The sequence below is a fragment of the Candidatus Zymogenus saltonus genome, assembly GCA_016929395.1.
GTDB lineage: Bacteria > Desulfobacterota > Zymogenia > Zymogenales > Zymogenaceae > Zymogenus > Zymogenus saltonus.
On record JAFGIX010000014.1, the window covers coordinates 1 to 20,043 of the forward strand.

Genomic DNA, 20,043 nt, shown 5'->3' on the forward strand with positions numbered 1-20,043 from the left:
AAAGAAACGAGATACCAAAGGAAGCCGCCTAAATCGGCGGCCCCGAGAGGACATACTGTACGGAAGGTGCTTGACTTTTACAATTAAAGGATATAGATGAACTTGAGAAGAGAGAAAAAAAGCCAAAGAGTGGAAATATTAAAGGAAAAACAAAATGAAAAGGGACAAAAACTCCAATGTCACCCCGATCCTCGAAATATTAACCGGGGCCGGCATCATCCTCTTCTGGGTCGGCTTTTTCACCGTGGGCCTGGCGCCTGAACCTGCGCCCGACTGCTACTTCGCCTTTGAGCACTCCTTCCCGCCGCCCGACATCATCCTGTCGCTCGCCCTCATCGCATCGGGAATGCTCCTCATCAAAAAGAGGCCGGCGGGGGTAACCCTCTCCCTCGTGTCAGCCGGGGCGCTCGTCTTCCTTGGGACGCTGGATATGAGCTTCAATCTTCAGAACGGCTTCTATTTCGTCTCCCCGGCGGAGCTTATTACCAACGGCTTCATCAACCTCTTGTGCATCGGCTTCGGCCTCGCGATAATCTTTCGCTTCTGGAAAAAATGAGAATGGATGTATCCTTAACTAATCCCATAAAATCATCTTTTGCCTTCGTCTTTTACGTTTGTGTTTATATAACAACATAATTATTGAAATAGATTTCCTATCAAAGGAGAAAAAAAATGAAGCAGAGGTACGAATACAAGTTCATTAGTCTGGGCGAGGGGGTTTTTAGTTTAAAGAGAGAAGCATATTCCTATGAAGAAGTAATATATAAACATGCCGAGGAAGGATGAAGACTTGTACAAATCTTTGTACCACTTTACGGTACAACAAAACATTACTTAGAAGTGATCCTTGAGCGGGAGCTTAACGCCTAATCCTCCCCGCCCTCCCCATTGATGACCGGCATCTCCGGCGGCGGGCGGTGGACAGTGGGGCGTCTCCTCGCAACCATAAGCCCCCTTGCCGTAATCGAGACGAGGATCACAGCCCCGCCGACAAGGGCCCAGGGGCCTGGCCTCTCCTTAAGCATTAAAAAAACCCATAGGGGATTCAGAAGCGGCTCGATGGTCGGGATCAGAATCGAGTCTATCGCCGTCATGTGCTTAATCGCCGCTGCGTAGAGGATGTACGAAAGCCCCAGCTGAAATACCCCCAAGAGGATAAGGCCAACCCAGCTCTTTGAATCGGGCATTGACTTGAACATGAAGGGGAGGCAGATGAGAAGCGTCAGGCCGTTTCCGAGGATGATCGACTCGAAGGTCGACTCCTTTTTCTGCTTTCTCATAAACAGCACGAACCAGCCGAAGGCGACCCCGCTTATTATCGCCAGGACGTTTCCCCAAAAGCTCCCCGGCGTCAGCGAATCTAAGAAGAAGAGTGCCATCCCGCCCAAGACCACGGCGATGATAAGCCAGTCGAAGCGGGTCGTCCTTTCCCCCAAAAACCACCTCCCGAACATTGCGACGTAGATGGGCGCCGTATATTGTAACAGGATGGCGTTTGCGGCGGTGGTCAGCTTGTTTGACGTGACGAAGAGGATCACGGTCGCACAATAGACCAGCGCCCCGCCTACCTGGGAAAATGACAGGGTAAAGCTGGGTCGTCTCCCGAGGACAAACAGCGCGCCCAACGCCATCAGACCCGCTATTCCACTTCTCATCCCGGCGATCGCCATCGGGTTCCAATCGATGATCTTGATCAAAAGCCCCCCGAGGCTCCAGAGAACCGCCGCGATCAGGATAAAGACTATCGCCCTTTTTCGCTTTTTATCTTGTTCCATAGTCGGAAGCCACCGTTAAATATATATTATATCTTCCGCCCCAGCTCGAAGCCGTTGTGGACGGCCTCGAACGCCTTGGCGACTCCCCCTGCGTCCCCGATAACCTTGACCGGAATCCCCATTTTTTTGATCTTCTCCTCGAGGGGGTTATGGGAGACCGACCCCGCGGCGATCACCACCGTGTCGGCGGGGATCTCCTTAAGCTCACCGGAAACGTTCACGTTGACGGAAGTCTCGGTAATCTCGACGGCCTTCGTCCCCGTCATCACGTTCACGCCCGCCCTCTCCAGCTCCTGGAGGATCCCCCACCGGGTCGACTTTCCGATATCGCTCCCTACCCTGTCCAACATCTCTATCAGCATGACCTCCTTTATCCCCTTAACAGCGATCTTTCTCAAGTCCTCCGGCGGCTCAGCACCTTTTATAAGGAGAAACCTCAGCGCCTCGGGCGACGGCGTCCCCTTCCCCGCGAGGAATAGGGCCGTCTCCGTGCCGACGGCGCCCCCGCCGATGACAAGGACCCTCCTTCCCGTCCTTGCCCGATCTTCAAGGACGTCCCACGCCTGTGCGACATTGGGAAGGTCGGCACCCGGAATATTAAGCATCATCGGCCTCGCCCCCGTGGCAAGGATGACGAGGTCGGGCTTTTCCCTTTTGACTATTTCTTCGTCCACATCAACGTTGAGACTTACCGAGACACCGCTCCTCTTTACCTCCCCCGCGAGGTCATGGGACAGGGCGAGAAATTCCCCCCTCCCCGGCGGTATCCCGGCGATGTTCAGCTGCCCGCCGAGCCTTTCCCCCTTCTCGAATAGGGAGATGCCGTGGCCGCGCATCGAGGCAACCGCTGCCGCCGCCATCCCCGCCGCCCCTCCACCGACGACCATGATCCTCTTCGGCTCCTTAGTCTCCTCGATCGCCCTCTCTTTTTCGTGCCCAGCGAGCGGATTTACGAGGCACTCCACCGCCCTCATCTCGAAGAGGTGGTCAAAACATCCCTGGGCGCAACCGATGCAGTGGACGATGCTCTCCTCTTTTCCGCCCTTGACCTTCCGGGGAAGATACGGATCCGAGATCAGTGCCCTTCCCATCGCCACCATGTCGCAAATCCCATCAAGCAGCATCTCCCTGGCGAGTCCCGGGTCGTTTATCCTGTGGCTAGCTACCACCGGGACGTCGACCTCCCTCTTTATCCCCGCGGTCAGGTAGTTGAATGCCCCCCTGGGCACCTCGGTCACTATCGTAGGCACCCTCGTCTCGTGCCAGCCCATGTTTATACAGAGGGCGTCGACGCCGTTTTCGACAAGCCTCTTCGCGTATATCTTTGTCCTCTCCCTTCCTATCCCACCTTCCATGAAGTCGTTTCCGTTTATCCTGAACAGCACCGGGTAGTCGTCCCCGACGGCGGCGCGTACCGCCCTCGCTATCTCGATGCCGAAGCGCATCCTGTTCTCGAAGTCGCCTCCCCACTCGTCCTCCCTCTTGTTGGTTATCTCGGAGAGGAACTCGCTTATCAGGTAGCCTGCACCGCTCAAGACCTCGACGAAGTCGAATCCCGCCTCTTTTGTCCTCGCCGCCGCCCTTGCGAAGTCGGCGATCGTCTCTTTAACCTCCTCAGGCTCCAACGCCCTCGGCATCTCCCTCGTGAACCTCGACCTCACCGCGGACGGCGCCACGGCCGGCCTGTTCCCTTCGATCAAAAACGATATATTGTATCTGCCGGAGTGGTTGATCTGAAGCCCCGCCACTGCCCCGTTTCCCTTGATTGCATCGGCAAGCTTTGTTAGCCCCGGGATGAACTCGTCCCTGTGGGCGCCGATGATCATCCGGTTTCCCGCAGTAATGTTCACCGTGGCGTACCCGGTCACGATCGCCCCCGCTCCCCCCTTTGCCCGCTCGGCGTAGAAATCGATTATCCTGTCTGTGATCTTGTAGTCCTCGACCATGTTGAGGTGCATGGCCGGCATATATATCCTGTTTTTTATCTCGACGCCCTTTATCTCTATCGGCATAAACAGTGGATCGGTTTCCATAGCTCCTCCATGGCAAATGAGAATCAAGGAGACTATTTGTCATTCCCGCGAAAGCGGGAATCCAGCCTGTCCCCACGTATGTAGTGGTAAAATATCTTTCTGGATTCCCAATCAAGTTGGGAATGACAACATAAAGAGAGGTGGACTTTGCGCCGTGCCGCGCCGTTGAAAAAACCATGAAGATTAATTCAGCTTCCTAAACTATCTTACGCCCGACAAAAAATCAAGGATATTCTATTAAACATCCCACTTGGAAAAACTCGATACAACTATAACATCTCCATTGACATTACGGTCTCAGTTATGTACTATTTACCCTGTTTTTAGAAAGAGATTCTCTCGTGAAACCCGTAGGCAGAGATTGTCCCGCTCAAAGAAAAACACTGAAGCTGAAATAATCATATAGAAAAGGAGGCAGTTCGTGAAGACACGCATGACAGAGATTTTGGGGATCAAGCATCCCATCATGTTATCCGGCATGAGCTGGGTAAGCGTACCCGAGATGGTGGCCGCGGTTTCAAACGCCGGGGGCCTGGGCGTACTTGCAACCGGCCCCCTCGACGGCGAGCAGACGAGGGCCGCCGTCAAGAGGATAAGAGAGCTAACCGACAAGCCGTTCGGCGCAAACGCCACTCTCCTCTTCCCGGGGGCGGCCCAGAACGCCGCCATCCTCCTGGAGGAGAAGGTGCCCGTAATCAACTTCGCCCTCGGCAAGGGGGACTGGATAGTAAAGGCCGCCCACGAATACGGCGGCAAGGTAATCGCCACCGTGGTAAACCAGCGCCACGCAAAGCGGGCGCAGGATTACGGCACGGACGCCGTAGTGGTCACGGGCCACGAGGCGGCCGCCCACGGCGGTGACGTTACGAGCCTCGTCCTCGTCCCCAGCATCGCAGACGTGGTGGATATCCCCATCATCGCGGCGGGAGGCTTTGCGGACGGCAGGGGACTTGCCGCCGCACTGGCCCTCGGGGCCGACGGCATCGCCATGGGGACGCGATTTATGACCACAGAGGAGAGCGGACTCCACGACTTCTTCAAGGAGCTCTCCCTGGAGAAGGGCGTTGAAGATACCATCTATTCCGACAAGTTCGACGGGATGGGCTGCCGGGTGCTTGATACCGAGGCCGCAAGAAAGACGATAAAGAGGGGATTCAGACCATTCGGGGCGCTTGTCAACTCAAAGATCATTGCAAAGCAGCTCCACCTTCCATACATGAAGCTTTTACTGGGCGTTCTGGCCTCCGGCTACAAGACGGCGATACAGCTGGGCTACATGGCAAACGGCTTCGACGCCATAAGGAGGGCCACCGAGGACGGCGACAACAAGAAGGGAGTCCTCACCGTCGGGCAGACCACGGGCCTCGTGAGAGACATCCCCACCGTTGCCGAGCTTATTAACAGGATGGTCAAGGAGGCGGAGGAGCAGCAGAAGAGGCTCTCCAAGATGTTCGCCTTATAGATACACCGTCGTCTCGGCTTTCTTGGATTGGTTGTCAATTTAATCAAGGCACTGGGGATTGAGTAAACGGATGTCCGGGACGAGGGAGAGATGGAGATATTGAGATATCGGATACTGATATGTGGGAATAAACGGGGAGGAGAGAGGAAAGCGAAAGTTTAAAATCTAAAGCGACAGAAATAAAACGAAAAAGGGGTGGCAGGGGCGGCCTTGTCCACCCCTTTTCATTTGTATATTTAGGTTCAGGTTTTATGGGAGTCTCGGGCGTCAATCAAATTCTGACCTACCCCTCAACCATTAGCTTGCCCGACTCGATATACTCCGGGTCCTCGTTGTCTATTACCGCGGCCATCGCCGCGTTCATCCTCTCCTTCATTACGCCGAAGATGCCCCTCCCCTTGTTGAACGTCTTGGCATAGGCAATCGCCTCAACTAAAACCGAGTCCCTGTCCGGGCACGCCTTCATTATCACGTTGTACCTTTCAAGCTCTTCGGCCGTAAAGCGCCTTCCGGTCAGCATCGCCTCTTCGAACTTGTGATACGGAAAGGCCTTCTTGCTGAATGCGATCATCCCCGGCAGAAAGGGGATCCCTATATCTATCTCAGGGAAGAAAAAGTACCCCCTGTCCCCCCTCATGAACCTGAAGTCGCAGGCGCAGGAGAGAATCGCCCCCCCGGCGGCGGCGTGCCCGTTTATCGCGGCGATGACAGGCGCCGGAAAGAGGAGCACCCTCTTGAAGAGGGCGTTAAGGCCGTACAGAAAATCCTTTATGCCCTGCATATCGTTCTCCGCGAGCCTGCCCATCATCCACTCGAGGTCTATGCCCTGGGACCAGCTCTTCTGGTCGGACGATGTGATGACCACCCCCTTTATCTCGGGGTCCGCCTCTATCTCGTCAAACGCCTTGAGCATCCCGTCAACGTATTTCCGGTTCATCCTGTTCTCGCCGTTGTCCATAACTATGACTCCTACGGTTCCGTCTACCTCCCACTTCACTACAGACATCTCACAACCTCCGATATTGAATCCAAGACCTGCTATACCTATATCTTTGCTTGATGTATCGACTAAGGTAAATAAATATCGCAGAGCATGGGCAAAATCAAGACAATAATGTCGCCGTAACCGATATGAGAACAAAACTTCAATAATTCAAAAAAAGCCTTGACACCTAAATCAATTTCCACATACAATCCCCTTTAGCCCTGAAAACACTTTTCAAAGTGGTGAAATGCGCCTACCTAAAGGACAAAGCAGAAAAAATGAGAGATTACTCTTTTCAAGAAGCGGTTGTCGAGAATGAACTGATCGAAGCCCTGGGGCCGGAAAAGGTCTCTACGTCCCTGATAGATCGAGAGTCCTACTCCAGGGACCTCATCGTCCCCTACAACTGTCCCCTTCAAGACGAAGACTGTCCCCCTCCCCTCGCCGATTTCGTTGTCCATCCAGAGACGACCTCCGAGGTGTCGGAGGTAATCAGGATCGCCAACGTCCACCGTGTGCCGGTAACGCCCCAGTGCGGGGGCGCCCAGGGGAGCGGAAGCACGCTTCCGATCTTCGGCGGCATCGTCATGGACGTCAAGAGCCTCAAAAAGGTCATAGATATAGATACCGGAAACCACACCGTCACGACCCAGACCGGCCTGATCGGCGCGGAGCTTGAGGCCGTCCTGAACAACGAGGGATACACGCTCAATCACTACCCCCAGTCCTTCCACGTCAGCGGCATCGGGGGATTCCTGTCGGCCAGGAGCGCCGGCGTCCTCTCCACCAAGTACGGCAAGATCACCGAGATGGTGCTGGGGATGGAGGTGGTGCTCCCCACGGGAGACGTGATGCGCACAAAGGCGGTTCCGAACTCGGCTGCCGGGCCGAACTTCAACTACCTGTTTATGGGGGCCGAGGGGACCCTGGGCGTCATAACCGAGGCGACCTTTAAGATCAGGCCCTTGCCCGAGGCGAGAAAGTTTCAGGCCCTCCTATTCGCCGACCTGGAGGCGGCCCTCAACGCCTCGAGGCTCATAATGAGGCGGGGCCTCTGGCCCGCCGCGATGCGAATCTCCGACGAGCTCGAGACCGTCTACTTCCACCACCGCGAGAGCGGAAGCCAAATGACGCTCATGTTCGACGGCTTTGAGGAGCTGTGCGACCTGGAGCGGAAGGAGGCGATGAAAATAGCGATGGAGCTGAACGCCGAAGATCTGGGCGAGGGGCCGGCAAGGGAGTGGTGGGAGGAGAAGCGCTTCTCCATCGCCTTTCCGTCGAGCACCCACCCCCTCTTCGCAAAGCCGACTCCGGGACACATAAGGATCTCCGGCTGCATAGACTCCGCCGGCACCTTCGACTACCTCTTCAAGGTCCAGAGGGGACTCAAAAAGATAGTGGAGGGAATGAACATGTTCCTGGCCGCCCACTTCTCCCACTTCTACCCGACAGGGGGGATGATCTACCCCACGTTTGTATCGGAGATAAAAAAGGGGCCGGGGGCGGTAAAGGCTTACAACGAGGTATGGCGAAGGGGGATCGAGCTTACCCACTCGCTGGGGGGGACGATCAACCACCACCACGGAATCGGCCTCAATCTGGGGAGGTTTATGAAGCTGGAGCTGGGCAAACACGGCATGGAGACCTTCAAAAGTATAAAGCGGGCGCTCGACCCGAATGATATTATGAATCCGGGCAAGCTGGGACTGTGATAATATTGTCATTGCGAGGAGTGATGGACAAAGGCCTATTCCGAGACAAGGGGCTCTTCAGGCAAGGGGCTTAAGCCCCTTGTCCGCAATAAATGGAAGAAGCAATCGGGTCAATACAGGAAACACGCGATTACTTGGCCCTCTAATATCAGTCCGGATTCCCGATCAAGTTGGGAATGACAGCATAGGGAGTATTCCTTTAGGAAGCGGGAATCCAGAGGGGAGGTCAGCGCGTTGGGTGGCACTGACAAGCGACAGCTTGTCAGTGGGGTATCGAGCGATAACAAGGTTCGACAACAATATCAATCTGGATTCCCAATCAAGTTGGGAATGACAGCATAGGGAGAATCGCCTTGGGAGGCTGGAATCCAGAAGCGCCTGTCATTCCCGCGTAAGCGGGAATCCAGAATGGGAACAGTGCGTTGGGCGCTGGGCCGCGCCGTTAAAAAAGCCATGACGATTACATTTACACATTTAACCTTTTACCATTTAACCATTACCGTCTAACATCAAGAGATAAAATATGACAGAAGACATGATAGAGATGACGAGGCTCTGCTCCGTATGCTTCAGGATGTGTAGGGACTACTGCTCCGTGGCGGCGGCCACCAGAAAGGAATCCGACTCACCCAGCAACCGCGCCTTCTTCGCCGAGGGGATCATAAACGAGAAGAGGGAGCTTACGCCGGAGGTCGTCGACTACTTCTTCCGCTGCGCCATCTGCAGGGCGTGCCGGGAGGCGTGCGAGACCGGCCAGGACACCGGGGAGGTGATGCTGAACGCGAGGAGGGAGCTCGACGAGGGCCTCCTCCCGCAGAGGGTAAAAGAGATCAGGGAAAAGCTCATCAACGGGAAGCTCTACGGCAAGACGCCCAAACAGACCAAGGACCTCCTCGCATCAAAAAAGGCGGAGAGGTCGGCAAAGACGGTCATTTACCTTGGAGACATGGTCAGGGCCGAGGGGGGCGAGACGATAAAGGCCCTGTTCTCCCTCCTCGAAAAGCTGGGGGTTGACTTCTCGGTGATGGACGAAGACCCGGACACAGGGGGCATCCTCTACTACCTCGGGTTTACAAAAGACGCCGTTTCCCGGGCCGAGAAGCTGTCTAAAAAAGTGGGCGATCTCTCCCCCGAGACGCTTGTTATCCTTACCGCCGACGACCTGAGGATGACAAACCTCGTCTATTCATCCATAGGCGTCGAGCTTAAGGGGACGAATATCATAAGCCTCCCCGAGTATCTCCTTAAGGTCTTAAGGGAGAGCGGCCCGAAGCTCTCCTCCGAAAAAGGGTTGAGGGTCACCTACCACGACCCCTGCGGCCTCGGCAGGGAGCTGAGGATATTCGAGGCGCCGAGACAGATCATCAATATGGTCGAAAACCTCGAATTCGTGGAACTCCCCTTCTCAAGGGACAGGGCGCCCTGCTGCGGATACGGCATGGGGCTTTCGTACACTCATCCCGACGTTGCGGCCAAGATGGCCGAGAGGATCGTGTCGATAGGCTCAATGAGCAGGGCGGACCTGTTGATCACCGGCTGCCCCACGTGCAGGGACGTGATCCTTGAGAATTTTTCAAAAAAGGTATCGGAAAAGCCGAAGATTGAGATAGTTGACCTACCAATATTTCTTGACAGGATTTTAAAATGAAAACAGAAACAGAATTTCCCGAAAAAATCTGGACTGCAAGGGAGAGGGACTCCTATATCAAGGAGCTTTCCGAAACCGAATACGACGTTTTGATCGTCGGCGGCGGGATTACCGGCGGTGGAATATTGAGGGCGCTGGGACTGAGGGGAATCAGGGCGGCGCTGATAGAAAAGGAGGACTTCGCCTTCGGCACATCCTCGAAGAGCACCCGCCTCGCCCATGGCGGCGTCCGCTACATCCTTCATGGGGCCTTCGGCCTCGTAAGCGAGGAGGCGCGCGAGAGGGACTGGATGAGGGGGGCCTTCCCGAACATGGTGAGGCCGATTCCTATCGTCATGGCTAACTACAGCACAGCCGAGTCGATCTTCATGGGGGGATTCTTAAGGCTGTACGACCTCCTGTCCGGCTGGGGAAACTACAGGAGCTACCGCCATCTTTCTATCGAGGACATCAATAAGCTCCAGCCGAACATCAAGATCCCGGGAGTCCATTCCGCCTCCCTGCTCTACGAGTGCATCATAAATGACGCCAGGCTCACCTGCGAGATATTAAAGGAGGGCGTCCTTCTGGGGGGCACCGCCGTAAACTACGTCAAGGCGACAAAGCTGGTCAAAAAAGACGGGAGGTGTGTAGGCGTCGAGGCCGAAGACGCCCTTAACCGTAATTCCCTCGTTATCAGGGCCAAGAGCGTCGTCAGCGCCACCGGCTCATGGACCGACGAGCTTATGCCCAAGGATCGAAGCCCCATAATAAGGCCCGCCAAGGGGGTACACATAGTCGTCAAGAGGGAGTCGATCGGCAACATGGGCGGCCTCTACACAAAAAGCCCCGAGGACGGGAGGAGCTGCTTCGTCCTGGCCCACGGCGACTATACCTTCATCGGCACAACGGATACCGACTACAAGGGCAACCTCGACGAGTGTTACACCGAGAGGGAGGAGTTCGAGTATTTCAAGGGTATTGTAAACCACAGCTTTCCCGAGGCAAGCTTCGAGGAGGAAGACATCATCGGGACATACGCGGGGACGAGGCCCCTGGTTCGCGAGGAGGGAGTCGACGAGGACAAGACCTCCAGGGAAGAGCACTTCGAGGAGGTAAGCCCCGGCTTCTTTATGATCGCCGGCGGAAAGCTCACCATATTCAGGACGATGGCCGAAAAGCTCCTCGTATACATGGCGGAAAGGGGCGGGATCCAGTTAAAAAGCTATAACAAAAATAGATCGAAGTCCCGCTTCATGATGTCCATGACGAAAGACGAGTGGGATAACGCCGTAAAGAATATCGGCGTCGGCCTTGACGAGAAGACGATGACCCACCTCTTCGATAACTACGGAAAGGGAGGCCTTGAGATCATCGACTCCGTAAAGAGGGAGCCATCCCTGGGAGACGCCATAATTGCGAGCCAGCCTAACATCAGGGCGGAGCTCCAATACTGTCTGAAGTACGAGATGATAACGAGGCTGAAGGACTTTTTATTGAGGAGGTCGAACCTCTCCCTGTACGAGAGGGACAAGCACGAATCTATGGGGAAAGGCGTGGCGGCCGAGATGGCGAGCTTCCTGGGCTGGGACGAAAAGCGGACCGACAGCGAAGTCAAAGAATACGTGCGGATAGCCGAGAAGAACCGCTTCTTCCTCAAAAAGTAGTGAGGATTTGAAGGGATGGTCGGTCGTTCTTTTTCGGTCTGCAATACTTGGTGATTGTGGGTTTTTTTGTATTGTTCACCAGAGTTCCCATATTGGACTGGGCCGTCTTTTTGAGGCCCACTCTTCATAGAACACTTCACATTTAATATGACAGTTTTAACGATTTTTTAAGGAATTATCCAAGATGAAAGGAAGCGATGAAAGGGGCGACCTTATCCTCGCCATAGACAGCGGGACGCAGAACGTCAAGGCCGCAATCTTCGACCTCGACGGGAACGAGCTCGCCCTGTCGAGGCTCTCCCACACCCCCAACGAATCCCCCCAGCCCCAGTGGATCGAGCACGACCCCGAGGACTACTGGGAGAAGATGTGCAAGGCCGTCAAGGAAGCGATCTCCGCCGTCGGCAAAGACAACGCAAAGCGGATCAAGGCCGTGGGGGTCACCTCCCAGAGAGGAACCGAGATAGCGACGGACAGAGACGGAAATCCGATCCGTCCCGCCATCGTCTACAACGACAACCGCACAACCGAAGGCCTTAAAAAGCTGGGAGGTTTCTGGGGGCTCTTCTTCAAGGCGATTAGGATGTACAGCGCCATCGAATACGTGAGGGAGCACTCGAAGTTCGTCTGGATAAAGAATTACGAGCCGGAGATCTACGAGAAGACCCACATATTCATGCAGGTGGCGAGCTTTCTGACCTTCAGGCTGACGGGCGAGGTCAAGGAGTCGGTTGGGACGATGGTGGGGATGTTCCCCTTCGACTACAACAAGCTCAAGTTCTATCCCCAAAAGGGAATTCACGACATCTTCGGGATTACCCCGAAGCAGCTCCCGGAGGTGGTGCCGGCGGGAAGTGTTATCGGGCATATAACCAAATCCGCATCCGCGGCCACAACCATCCCAGAGGGGATTCCGGTGGTGGTGGGCGGGGGCGACGTCCAGTCCGCTCTCGTCGGCATGGGGGTGGTCAACGAGAGGAGCGCCGCGCTCGTCCTCGGCTCTACAGTAGACTTCGACATCCCCTCGAAAAAATACGTCAAGGATAAAGAGATCAGGTTCATCTCCTGGCCTGCGGCTGTCCCGAACTACTACATAATGGAGGCGGGCGTTGGGGCTGGATTCGTCACCGTGACGTGGTTCAAGAACGAGCTCGCCCACCTCGAATCCGAGATGTCGAAGAAGAGCGGAAGGTCCCCCGAGGAGATCCTGGACGAAGCGATAAAGGACATCCCGCCAGGGTCGCTGGGGCTTATCGTCCAGCCCTACTGGTCGCCGCCGTTTCACAGGGACAGGGCGAGGGGCGCCATAATAGGCTTTACGATCTCCCACGGCAGGGCGCACATCTACAGGGCGATCCTCGAGGGACTCGCCCTGGAGACGAGGGCCGGATATGACGCGATCAACGAGGTGTCAGGGGTCAAGATCGACGAGATCAGGGTCTCCGGCGGCGGCTCCAACAGCAACATGGTCCTTACCATCACGGCCAACGTCCTCGGAATCCCCACGGTAAGAATGAAGGTCTCGGAGGCGGCGGCCCTGGGAGCGGCGATATGCGCCGCCCACGGCGCCGGCCTCGTCTCTTCGGTCGAAGAGGCGATCGAGAGGATGGTCCACACAACCGACCGCTTCGAGCCGAATCCGGAGACAATGGCCACATACAATAAAATATACAAGGTCTATAAGGAAATATATCCGAGGATGGAAGAGCTGTATCACGAGACAACCGATATGGCGACATCCGCAGATTTAACCTAAAGGAGGTCAATGTGAACGAAACCTACGAGAGAGACAGGTTGAACATTGGGACTAAGGTCTTTTATCTTTTCGGCGATGTGGGAATTTCTATCTGCGTCGCCGCTGTTGGATTTTTTCTACTGTTTTACTTCACGGAGATACCAAAGGTCAACGCTGGCGTCGTGGGAACCGCCCTCCTTCTGGGTAAGCTCTGGGACGCCGTGAGCGATCCCCTTTTCGGCTGGATATCGGACAGGACAAAGTCGAGGTTCGGCAGGAGGAAGGTCTATCTATACTACGGTTCCATACCCCTGGGCATCGCGTTTGCCTTCCTCTGGATTATGCCCGAATCGCTGACCCCGGGCGACATCACGCTGCCCGTAAGCGTCCCGACCATAGCCTGGATCATGGCTGTCTGCTTTTTCTACTTCACGATGATAACAGTAGTGGGAGTCTCCTACTACGCCATGACTCCGGAGCTGACCCGGGACTACGACGAACGTACCAGCCTTACCACCTTCAGGATGATCGGGGGAACGGTAGGCTACATGACGGGAGCCGGCTTTCCTCCCTTTGTCGCCTCCCTCTTTATGACCGAGAAAATCGGCTGGGGAATGATGGGCCTCATGTTCGGAGGATTTTCGGTCCTTATGCTCTTTGTCACCGCCCTGGGCGTAAAGCAGCGTTCCGAGCTGGAGGGACCCCCTTCCGAGCTTCCCGTCATAAAGTCTATCTTTGTAACTTTTAAGAACAAGCCCTACCTCCTCCTTATGATCCAGGGTCTGTTCACCTCCGTGGCCTTCGGCCTTGTCATGAGCTACATGGCCTACTATCTCACCTACCAGATGAATATAGAAAAACAGATTCCATTGGTAGTAGTCGGCCTTCTGGTAACTATAGGCGTCTTCCTCTTCTTCTGGAAGTGGCTCTCCGACAGGTGGGGGAAGAAGGGCCCGACCTACGCCCTTGGATTGTTTATCGCCTTTTCAGCCATGTCGATGACCTACTTCCTCAAGCCGGGGGATTATATCGCCCTCTACGCCATTATCTTTGTCGCCGGATTCGGATTTTCCGCCCAGTGGGTAATGCCCTGGTCGATCATCCCTGACGTGGTGGAGTATGACGAGCTGATTACGGGAGAACGCAGGGAGGGTATCTTCTACGGCGTCAAGGGATTGACCGATAAGGTAGCCACGGCGATCTCCCTTTTTGTAGGCGGGTGGGTCCTCGATATCATCAAGTACGTCCCGGACCAGGTACAGACGCCTAAGGCGCTTCTCGGAATAAAGCTCTTTTTCGGGCCGATCCCCGCCCTGATAACGTTTATAAGCCTTCCCATCCTGATCTGGTTTCCGATAACAAGGGCTTCCCATATCAAGACGCTGGAGCTTTTGAAGGAGAAAAAGGGGGGAAAATAGAAGGCGCTGTTTTTAGGGAGCTTTTCCCTTAATCCGACGGTCGATATCTGATATACCGTCTTTCAATTATCAAACGAGATATTAAACGAGAGAGGGACTGGAGGAAAGAGACAAAATGGCAATCACCGAAAACATGGAGGCCGTGGAGAGGCTGAAAGCGGCGGTGGCCCTCGAACCGGTCGACAGACACCCCGTATTTCCTATAATCGTCACCGCGGCGGCGAGGCTCTACGGGATAACCCAGGGGGAGGCGTGGCGCAACCACGACGCCGCAAGAGAGGCCATGATCTGGTGCTTCAGGGAGTTCGGGTACGACATCGCCTCGAAGCCGAACTACTACTACCCAATGCTCCCCGGCAGAAATCTCTCGGCCCCCGTGAGAAACCTGATCCCCGGAAGACAGCTTGGGGAGGACGACCTCTACCAGATAGACGAGAGGGAGCTTTTTTCAAGAGACGACTACGACAAGCTGGCCGCGCTGGGGTGGAACGCCTTCTGGGACGAGCATTACGAGAAGATGAGCGGGAAATCCCTCGAAAAATTCACCAACATGCAGATGTTCTCAAACCAGCTATACGTGGAAGACATGAAGATCTGTGAGGAAAACGGCGTCCCGATCGCCCTGGGGGTCGCCGTGGACTCGGTCGTCATGGCCTTTTCCCTCTCACGGACATTGACCGAGTTCACCAAGGACCTCCATGACGTTCCGGACAAGGTCGAGGCGGCGATGAAAGCCACCGCGGACGACCTCATCGCAAACGCCATACAGGTCTGCAGGAACAACAACCAGAATACCGCTTTTATAGTCCTCGAGAGGGGCTCCGGCTTCTATTACCGCACGGAGGTCTTCGAACGCTTCGAGCTCCCCTTTCTGATGAAATACATCGACTCCTTCATCGCAGAGGATATACTCCCCTGGCTCCACCTCGACACTGACTGGAGCCTTAACATCCCGTATTTCAAGAAGTTCCCCAAGGGCAAGTGCGTCTGCGACCTCGACGGCACCACCGACATCTTCCGCGCAAAGGAGATTTTGGGAGGCCGTGTCTGCATCAGCGGCGACGTGCCGGCGGCGCTCCTTTCGATCGGCTCTCCCGAGGAGGTCGAGGCGTACTGCAAGAGGCTAATCGATGAGGTTGGAAGGGGCGGCGGCTTCATGCTGACAACGGGATGCGAGTGCCCCGTTGACGTAAAGCCGGAGAACCTGAGGGCCATGGTCGAGACCGGGAAGAGTTACAAGGGGAAGGACACCAAGGCCGCCGGTAAGGCCAAGACTGTCGAGGCGAAAAGGTCAGTCAAGGTCAAGGCGATGCCTGAGGGGGCCATCTCCAGGGCGCTGGGAGAGCTCGATTTCGACGAGGTGGGAGATCTTGTCAAAAAGGCGGTCGCCGGCGGCGAGGATCCCTTCTCGGTACTAAACGAGCTTAGGCTCGGCATGAACGCCGTGGGGGAGCGCTACAGCTCAGGGGAATACTTCCTTGGCGAGCTGATCCTCTCCGCCGAGATATTCAAGGAGGCGATGGACCTCATCGAGCCGCAGTTGCCAGCAAGAGACGAGTCCGACTCCCTGGGAAGCGTGGTCATCGGAACCACCAAGGGGGACATCCACGACATCGGAAAGAACATCGTAGCGACGCTCTTCAAGGTGGCCGGCTTTACCGTTCACGACGTGGGCGTCGACGTCGAACCGAAGGCCTTTGCCGACAAGGTGGTGGAGGTGGACGCCAAGATAGTCGCCATGTCGGCCCTCATCACTCCGACCTTCGCCTCGATGAAGGAGGTCGTCGAGATATTGGAGGAAAAAAACATGAGAGAGGGGAGATACGTCATCATAGGAGGCGGCCCGACGACGGACGACGTCAGGAAATACGTCGGCGCCGACGGCTGGTCCCTTGACCCCAGGGTCGGCGTGGATATGTGCATAGATTTCTTGAAGGGAAGCGGTTAATAACCGAAGAGTGATTTATGGCGAAACTATTCGACAAGACGAAGATAAAGGGGCTCGAGCTCAAAAACAGGTTTGTGCGCTCCGCAACTAACGAGGAGATGGCAGACAGAGACGGATTTCCTACCGAGAACCTCTTCAAGCTCTACGGGCGGCTCGCCAAGGGGGGAGTCGGCCTTATCATTACCGGGCTTTCCGCTGTCTCGGCAGACGGGCGAACCACCCCCAGGATGAACTGCATCTATTCTGACGACCACATCGAAAAATTCCGTGAGCTTGCAGATCACGTCCACGAAAACGGCTCGAAGATAGCGATGCAGATCGCCCACGCGGGAAGGCAGACCACGAAAAAGCTCATCGGGACCCAGCCGATCGCCCCCTCCCCGGTAAGGGACATGACAAGCTTTACCACCCCGAGGGAGATGACGGAAGAGGATATCGAGAGGGTCATCGAGGACTTTGCAAAAGCCGCGAGACGCGCCAAGGAGGGGGGATTCGACGCGGTACAGCTCCACTGCGCCCACGGCTACCTGATAAGCCAGTTCCTCTGTCCTTACACAAACAGGAGGAGGGACAGGTGGGGCGGATCGGTTGAGAACCGGATGCGCTTCCTTACCAAGATATACGGACGAGTGAGGGAGCTCGTGGGAGACGGCTACCCGATCCTCGTAAAGATGAACGGCTACGACATGATGAAGGGGGGCCTTGACATAGATGAGGCCGCAGTCCAGGCCCGCATGATGAAGGATATGGGAATTGACGGGATCGAGGTGAGCTGCGGCATAGGTGAGGACGGCCTCTCGTCATTGAGGGGGGATATCCCGATAGAGGCGATTATCGACGACCTGGGTAGCTTTAAAAAGCAGCCGGTGATGCGCTTTATAATGAGGCACTTTGGGAAGAAGATCATTAAGACCCACCCCTTCAGCGAGGAGTACAATTTAGATGCGGCCCGCGCGATAAAAAGCAGCGTAAAAATACCCGTGTTCGCCGTGGGTGGAAACGTCGATCCCGCAAAAATTAGGGGAATCGTCGAGAGGGGCGACTCCGACTACGTATCCCTCTGCAGGTCGCTTATTATCGAGCCGGGCTTCCCGAAACAGATTGAGGAGGGAAGGACAGAGCCCTCCCGATGCATCCACTGCAACCTCTGCCTATTCTATCTGGAGCTTGGGCCCCTGCGATGCTACAGGGGAAAGAGGGTGAAGAAAGGCTGATTTTCTCCTATCGATTCAATCGGCCACTAAGTATACATCAGATTGAGGAGAAATATTTTAGTCTGTGGCTCATCATTTCCTGACCTCTTACCCCGTGGAGTTTAATATTTCTCTTTAGAATGATCCCGTGAAATTTATAAAAAAGCCCTCAAGAGACATCTTGACAAAATCTCGCAATAGACTAAAATTGAGTCTGCGGCGTTCGGGCAAAGGCGCCCCTGAATAGAATAGTATTGCTGATCGGTTTTCCCCGCACAATCTGAAGATAGGTCTCAACATCTATCGACCGACTGAATTTCGCAATCTCCACTGCCGATTTTATATTACCTGCCAACAGACGGCGGAGAAGAATATGTCCGTTGATAAAAGAGAAATAAAGGAGTGGGGAGTCCCCAGTATCATCACCGGTTCTGTCATGAGGTCCATGGACGTGAGTGACCTCGACCAGGTAATGGAGATCGAGGAGAACTCGTTTCCGACCCCTTGGAGCATCGCCCTGTTCAAGAGGGAGATGGAGCTCGATTTCTCTCATATTCTCGTCCTCGAATTCAACCGGGAAATCATAGGGTATATCAACTTCTGGATAAGTGCGGGCGAAGCACACATAATGAGCATCGCCGTTAAGGAGAAATACAGAAAGAGCGGGATCGGAAGCTACATCCTGCAGTATTCCCTCAATATAGCAAGGCGGCTGAGTGGAGAGTACGTATACCTGGAGGCCAGAATAAGCAACTCCGCCGCTCACGCCCTTTACAGGAAGAACGGCTTTGAATTGATCGGCATAAGGCGGGGATACTACACCGATACCAAGGAGGACGCCCTTATCATGGCGAGGGAGCTTTAGGGCCGGCATTGGCATTGATTTTTATTGAGGGATGGGGGGCAGACAGAAATAGTTTTTTTAACGGCGGTTATCCATGATGCCGCCGTTTTGATAAGAACGACAGGGGATCGATTACAACTTCAATTACCTTTATTACGAGACGGAAATATCTGATTTTTAAACAGCATTTTTATAAAGGGGGCTTGATATTCATTCCGACCGGAGTTGAAAAGGGTTGAAAAGAAAACCGTCGATCCCCTATTCCTTATCCTCCGGTATCGAGAACTCGATGTTAAGGAGGGATTTCCTCTCGTCGATGTCCAGCTCCTTAATCTGGGATTTAGTGGGGGGGTAGTTTAATTCTATATAGGTAAGGAACTCCCTTACCCTCTCCTGGGGAATATAAATATTGTTCCGGCCCCTTCTCAAGACGTAGACTTTTGTATCCTTTTCCGTTCTTTCCCTGGGGAGATAACTCTCCCCGAATCTGCTTTCATCCTTATCCTCCATTCCCAGCTCCATCGCCTTGTTCTCTATATCGTATCTCACCTTATCGGGATTATCTGTATATATTATCAAGTTTATTGGGTGTCCGCCCTCATCGGTCGCCCTAAAGATAAGGGTTTTCATACCCTTCTCTTCATCACTCAGGTAATCACTCTTCTTAAAACCACCCGCCAAGCCCTTTGGTTTAGACCCCGCTTCGTGCGATTTTACAGCCACCTTGTCACTGTAGGTAGGCGCTTTCTCCAGATCGGGCGTGGCCGCCGTGCCGGTCGCCTTGTCCGTGTGTTTTTCCTTCGCAATCGTGATCGTTACGTCCTCCGGCTCCTCGTGAACGGGAAGAGGTTCGACAGCCATATCCTCTTCAAACGCCTTTTCGGACGCCTCGTCGGCGGCCTCCTCGGTTTTGGCCGGCTCCGGGGAGGACGCGAGACCCTCGATGCCCGATTCGGCCGGCTTTTCGGAAACAAAAGGAGCGGCCTTACCCACCTCCAGCGTTTCCCTGACCGCGATATTTTTTGTGGCCGTGGACCCGGGCAGAAAGCGAAAGACGGCGAAGATGACCAGGACGGCCACGGCCGTCGCCCCGACGATCTCGAAGGAGTACTTCCTTGGGGCCGAGAGGATTCCTTCAAAAAACCTGCGCCATCCCCCCTTCCCTTCCCCTGACCTAATTCTCTTAAATACCGCATCTTCGAGGTGAGGGGAGGCGGGGATCTCGACCTTCCTCGCCTTATCCAGCATATCGCCTAAAAGCTCGTATTTTCTCGACTCGTCCTTCAAGTCGGGATAAAGCTCGATCTGCTCCCCTGCGAACGATCTCTCCTTTTCGGTGAGCTCGCCGTCCTTTAATAGGCCGATCAGCCTTTGAGCTTTCTTCTTTTCGCCAGTCATCTTGAATTTGACCCGTTATTGGACTGCCTTTAAACAGACTTCAAAAAAGTATCGGGTTTTTTAGAACTCCAACCCATTGATATTACTTTGATACCCCACCCAAATCAAACCGACCCCCCCCCAAATTTAATCCGCCAATTTATCATACTTCCAGCAATCAAATATCGTTGCCACCCCACCCTACCCACCACATAATCAACCAGCCACCCCCCACAAACAATTGACCGACCCCTTTCCCACCACACA

General features: G+C 54.7%; 14 protein-coding genes. 10 read left to right on the forward strand and 4 right to left on the reverse strand.

Annotated features, from left to right (window positions below; translation table 11 throughout):
* Positions 1-154 precede the first annotated feature (154 nt).
* The gene (locus tag JW984_02880) at positions 155-556 is read left to right on the forward strand and encodes a hypothetical protein (protein MBN1572122.1); all 402 of its coding nucleotides are present in this window, start codon (positions 155-157) and stop codon (positions 554-556) included.
* Between the two features lie 310 nt (positions 557-866).
* Here the strand turns inward: JW984_02880 and JW984_02885 are convergent, their stop codons facing one another.
* Entirely contained in the window at positions 867-1,775 is a 909-nt protein-coding gene (locus tag JW984_02885) for a DMT family transporter (protein MBN1572123.1), read from the reverse strand.
* A gap of 26 nt (positions 1,776-1,801) precedes the next feature.
* Entirely contained in the window at positions 1,802-3,808 is a 2,007-nt protein-coding gene (locus JW984_02890) for an FAD-dependent oxidoreductase (GenBank protein ID MBN1572124.1), read from the reverse strand.
* A 421-nt stretch (positions 3,809-4,229) separates the two neighbouring features.
* Here JW984_02890 and JW984_02895 point away from each other — a divergent pair, with 421 nt between their 5' ends.
* Positions 4,230-5,270 carry a nitronate monooxygenase gene (locus JW984_02895; protein ID MBN1572125.1) on the forward strand — a complete coding sequence of 347 codons (1,041 nt, stop codon included), beginning with the start codon at positions 4,230-4,232 and terminating at the stop codon, positions 5,268-5,270.
* A 283-nt stretch (positions 5,271-5,553) separates the two neighbouring features.
* On the opposite strand, the gene JW984_02900 is transcribed toward JW984_02895, so the two are convergent.
* Positions 5,554-6,276 (reverse strand): enoyl-CoA hydratase/isomerase family protein, encoded by a 723-nt coding sequence (locus tag JW984_02900; protein ID MBN1572126.1) that lies wholly within the window; start codon positions 6,274-6,276, stop codon positions 5,554-5,556.
* Positions 6,277-6,533: 257 nt separating this feature from the next.
* Here JW984_02900 and JW984_02905 point away from each other — a divergent pair, with 257 nt between their 5' ends.
* The 8 genes from JW984_02905 to rimI all read left to right on the forward strand — a co-directional run bounded on the left by JW984_02905 (position 6,534) and on the right by rimI (position 18,420).
* On the forward strand, positions 6,534-7,967 hold the full coding sequence (locus tag JW984_02905; protein MBN1572127.1) for an FAD-binding oxidoreductase: 1,434 nt from the start codon (positions 6,534-6,536) through the stop codon (positions 7,965-7,967).
* A gap of 523 nt (positions 7,968-8,490) precedes the next feature.
* Entirely contained in the window at positions 8,491-9,615 is a 1,125-nt protein-coding gene (locus JW984_02910; protein MBN1572128.1) for a (Fe-S)-binding protein, read from the forward strand.
* Entirely contained in the window at positions 9,612-11,261 is a 1,650-nt protein-coding gene (locus JW984_02915) for a glycerol-3-phosphate dehydrogenase/oxidase (protein ID MBN1572129.1), read from the forward strand. Before JW984_02910 ends, JW984_02915 begins: the two co-directional genes overlap by 4 nt.
* Positions 11,262-11,445: 184 nt before the next feature.
* Complete coding sequence (locus JW984_02920) at positions 11,446-13,017, forward strand: FGGY-family carbohydrate kinase (GenBank protein ID MBN1572130.1); 1,572 nt, start codon at positions 11,446-11,448, stop codon at positions 13,015-13,017.
* Between the two features lie 11 nt (positions 13,018-13,028).
* Positions 13,029-14,414 (forward strand): MFS transporter, encoded by a 1,386-nt coding sequence (locus JW984_02925; protein MBN1572131.1) that lies wholly within the window; start codon positions 13,029-13,031, stop codon positions 14,412-14,414.
* Positions 14,415-14,529: 115 nt separating this feature from the next.
* On the forward strand, positions 14,530-16,362 hold the full coding sequence (locus tag JW984_02930; GenBank protein ID MBN1572132.1) for a cobalamin-dependent protein: 1,833 nt from the start codon (positions 14,530-14,532) through the stop codon (positions 16,360-16,362).
* 17 nt (positions 16,363-16,379) lie between these two features.
* Positions 16,380-17,576, forward strand: coding sequence for an NADH:flavin oxidoreductase (locus JW984_02935; GenBank protein MBN1572133.1), 1,197 nt, complete (start codon positions 16,380-16,382; stop codon positions 17,574-17,576).
* Between the two features lie 352 nt (positions 17,577-17,928).
* Complete coding sequence (rimI, locus tag JW984_02940) at positions 17,929-18,420, forward strand: ribosomal protein S18-alanine N-acetyltransferase (protein MBN1572134.1); 492 nt, start codon at positions 17,929-17,931, stop codon at positions 18,418-18,420.
* Between the two features lie 237 nt (positions 18,421-18,657).
* Here rimI and JW984_02945 read toward each other — a convergent pair whose 3' ends face one another.
* Complete coding sequence (locus tag JW984_02945; protein MBN1572135.1) at positions 18,658-19,797, reverse strand: hypothetical protein; 1,140 nt, start codon at positions 19,795-19,797, stop codon at positions 18,658-18,660.
* Positions 19,798-20,043 lie beyond the last annotated feature (246 nt).

Excerpts from the sequence above, each read along its gene's own strand:
- JW984_02880 (MBN1572122.1), top strand. The coding sequence starts at position 155 with ATGAAAAGGGACAAAAACTCCAATGTCACCCCGATCCTCGAAATATTA.
- JW984_02885 (MBN1572123.1), bottom strand. The coding sequence starts at position 1,775 with ATGGAACAAGATAAAAAGCGAAAAAGGGCGATAGTCTTTATCCTGATC.
- JW984_02890 (MBN1572124.1), bottom strand. The coding sequence starts at position 3,808 with ATGGAAACCGATCCACTGTTTATGCCGATAGAGATAAAGGGCGTCGAG.
- JW984_02900 (MBN1572126.1), bottom strand. The coding sequence starts at position 6,276 with ATGTCTGTAGTGAAGTGGGAGGTAGACGGAACCGTAGGAGTCATAGTT.
- JW984_02905 (MBN1572127.1), top strand. The coding sequence starts at position 6,534 with ATGAGAGATTACTCTTTTCAAGAAGCGGTTGTCGAGAATGAACTGATC.
- JW984_02910 (MBN1572128.1), top strand. The coding sequence starts at position 8,491 with ATGACAGAAGACATGATAGAGATGACGAGGCTCTGCTCCGTATGCTTC.
- JW984_02915 (MBN1572129.1), top strand. The coding sequence starts at position 9,612 with ATGAAAACAGAAACAGAATTTCCCGAAAAAATCTGGACTGCAAGGGAG.
- JW984_02920 (MBN1572130.1), top strand. The coding sequence starts at position 11,446 with ATGAAAGGAAGCGATGAAAGGGGCGACCTTATCCTCGCCATAGACAGC.
- JW984_02930 (MBN1572132.1), top strand. The coding sequence starts at position 14,530 with ATGGCAATCACCGAAAACATGGAGGCCGTGGAGAGGCTGAAAGCGGCG.
- JW984_02935 (MBN1572133.1), top strand. The coding sequence starts at position 16,380 with ATGGCGAAACTATTCGACAAGACGAAGATAAAGGGGCTCGAGCTCAAA.
- rimI (MBN1572134.1), top strand. The coding sequence starts at position 17,929 with ATGTCCGTTGATAAAAGAGAAATAAAGGAGTGGGGAGTCCCCAGTATC.
- JW984_02945 (MBN1572135.1), bottom strand. The coding sequence starts at position 19,797 with ATGACTGGCGAAAAGAAGAAAGCTCAAAGGCTGATCGGCCTATTAAAG.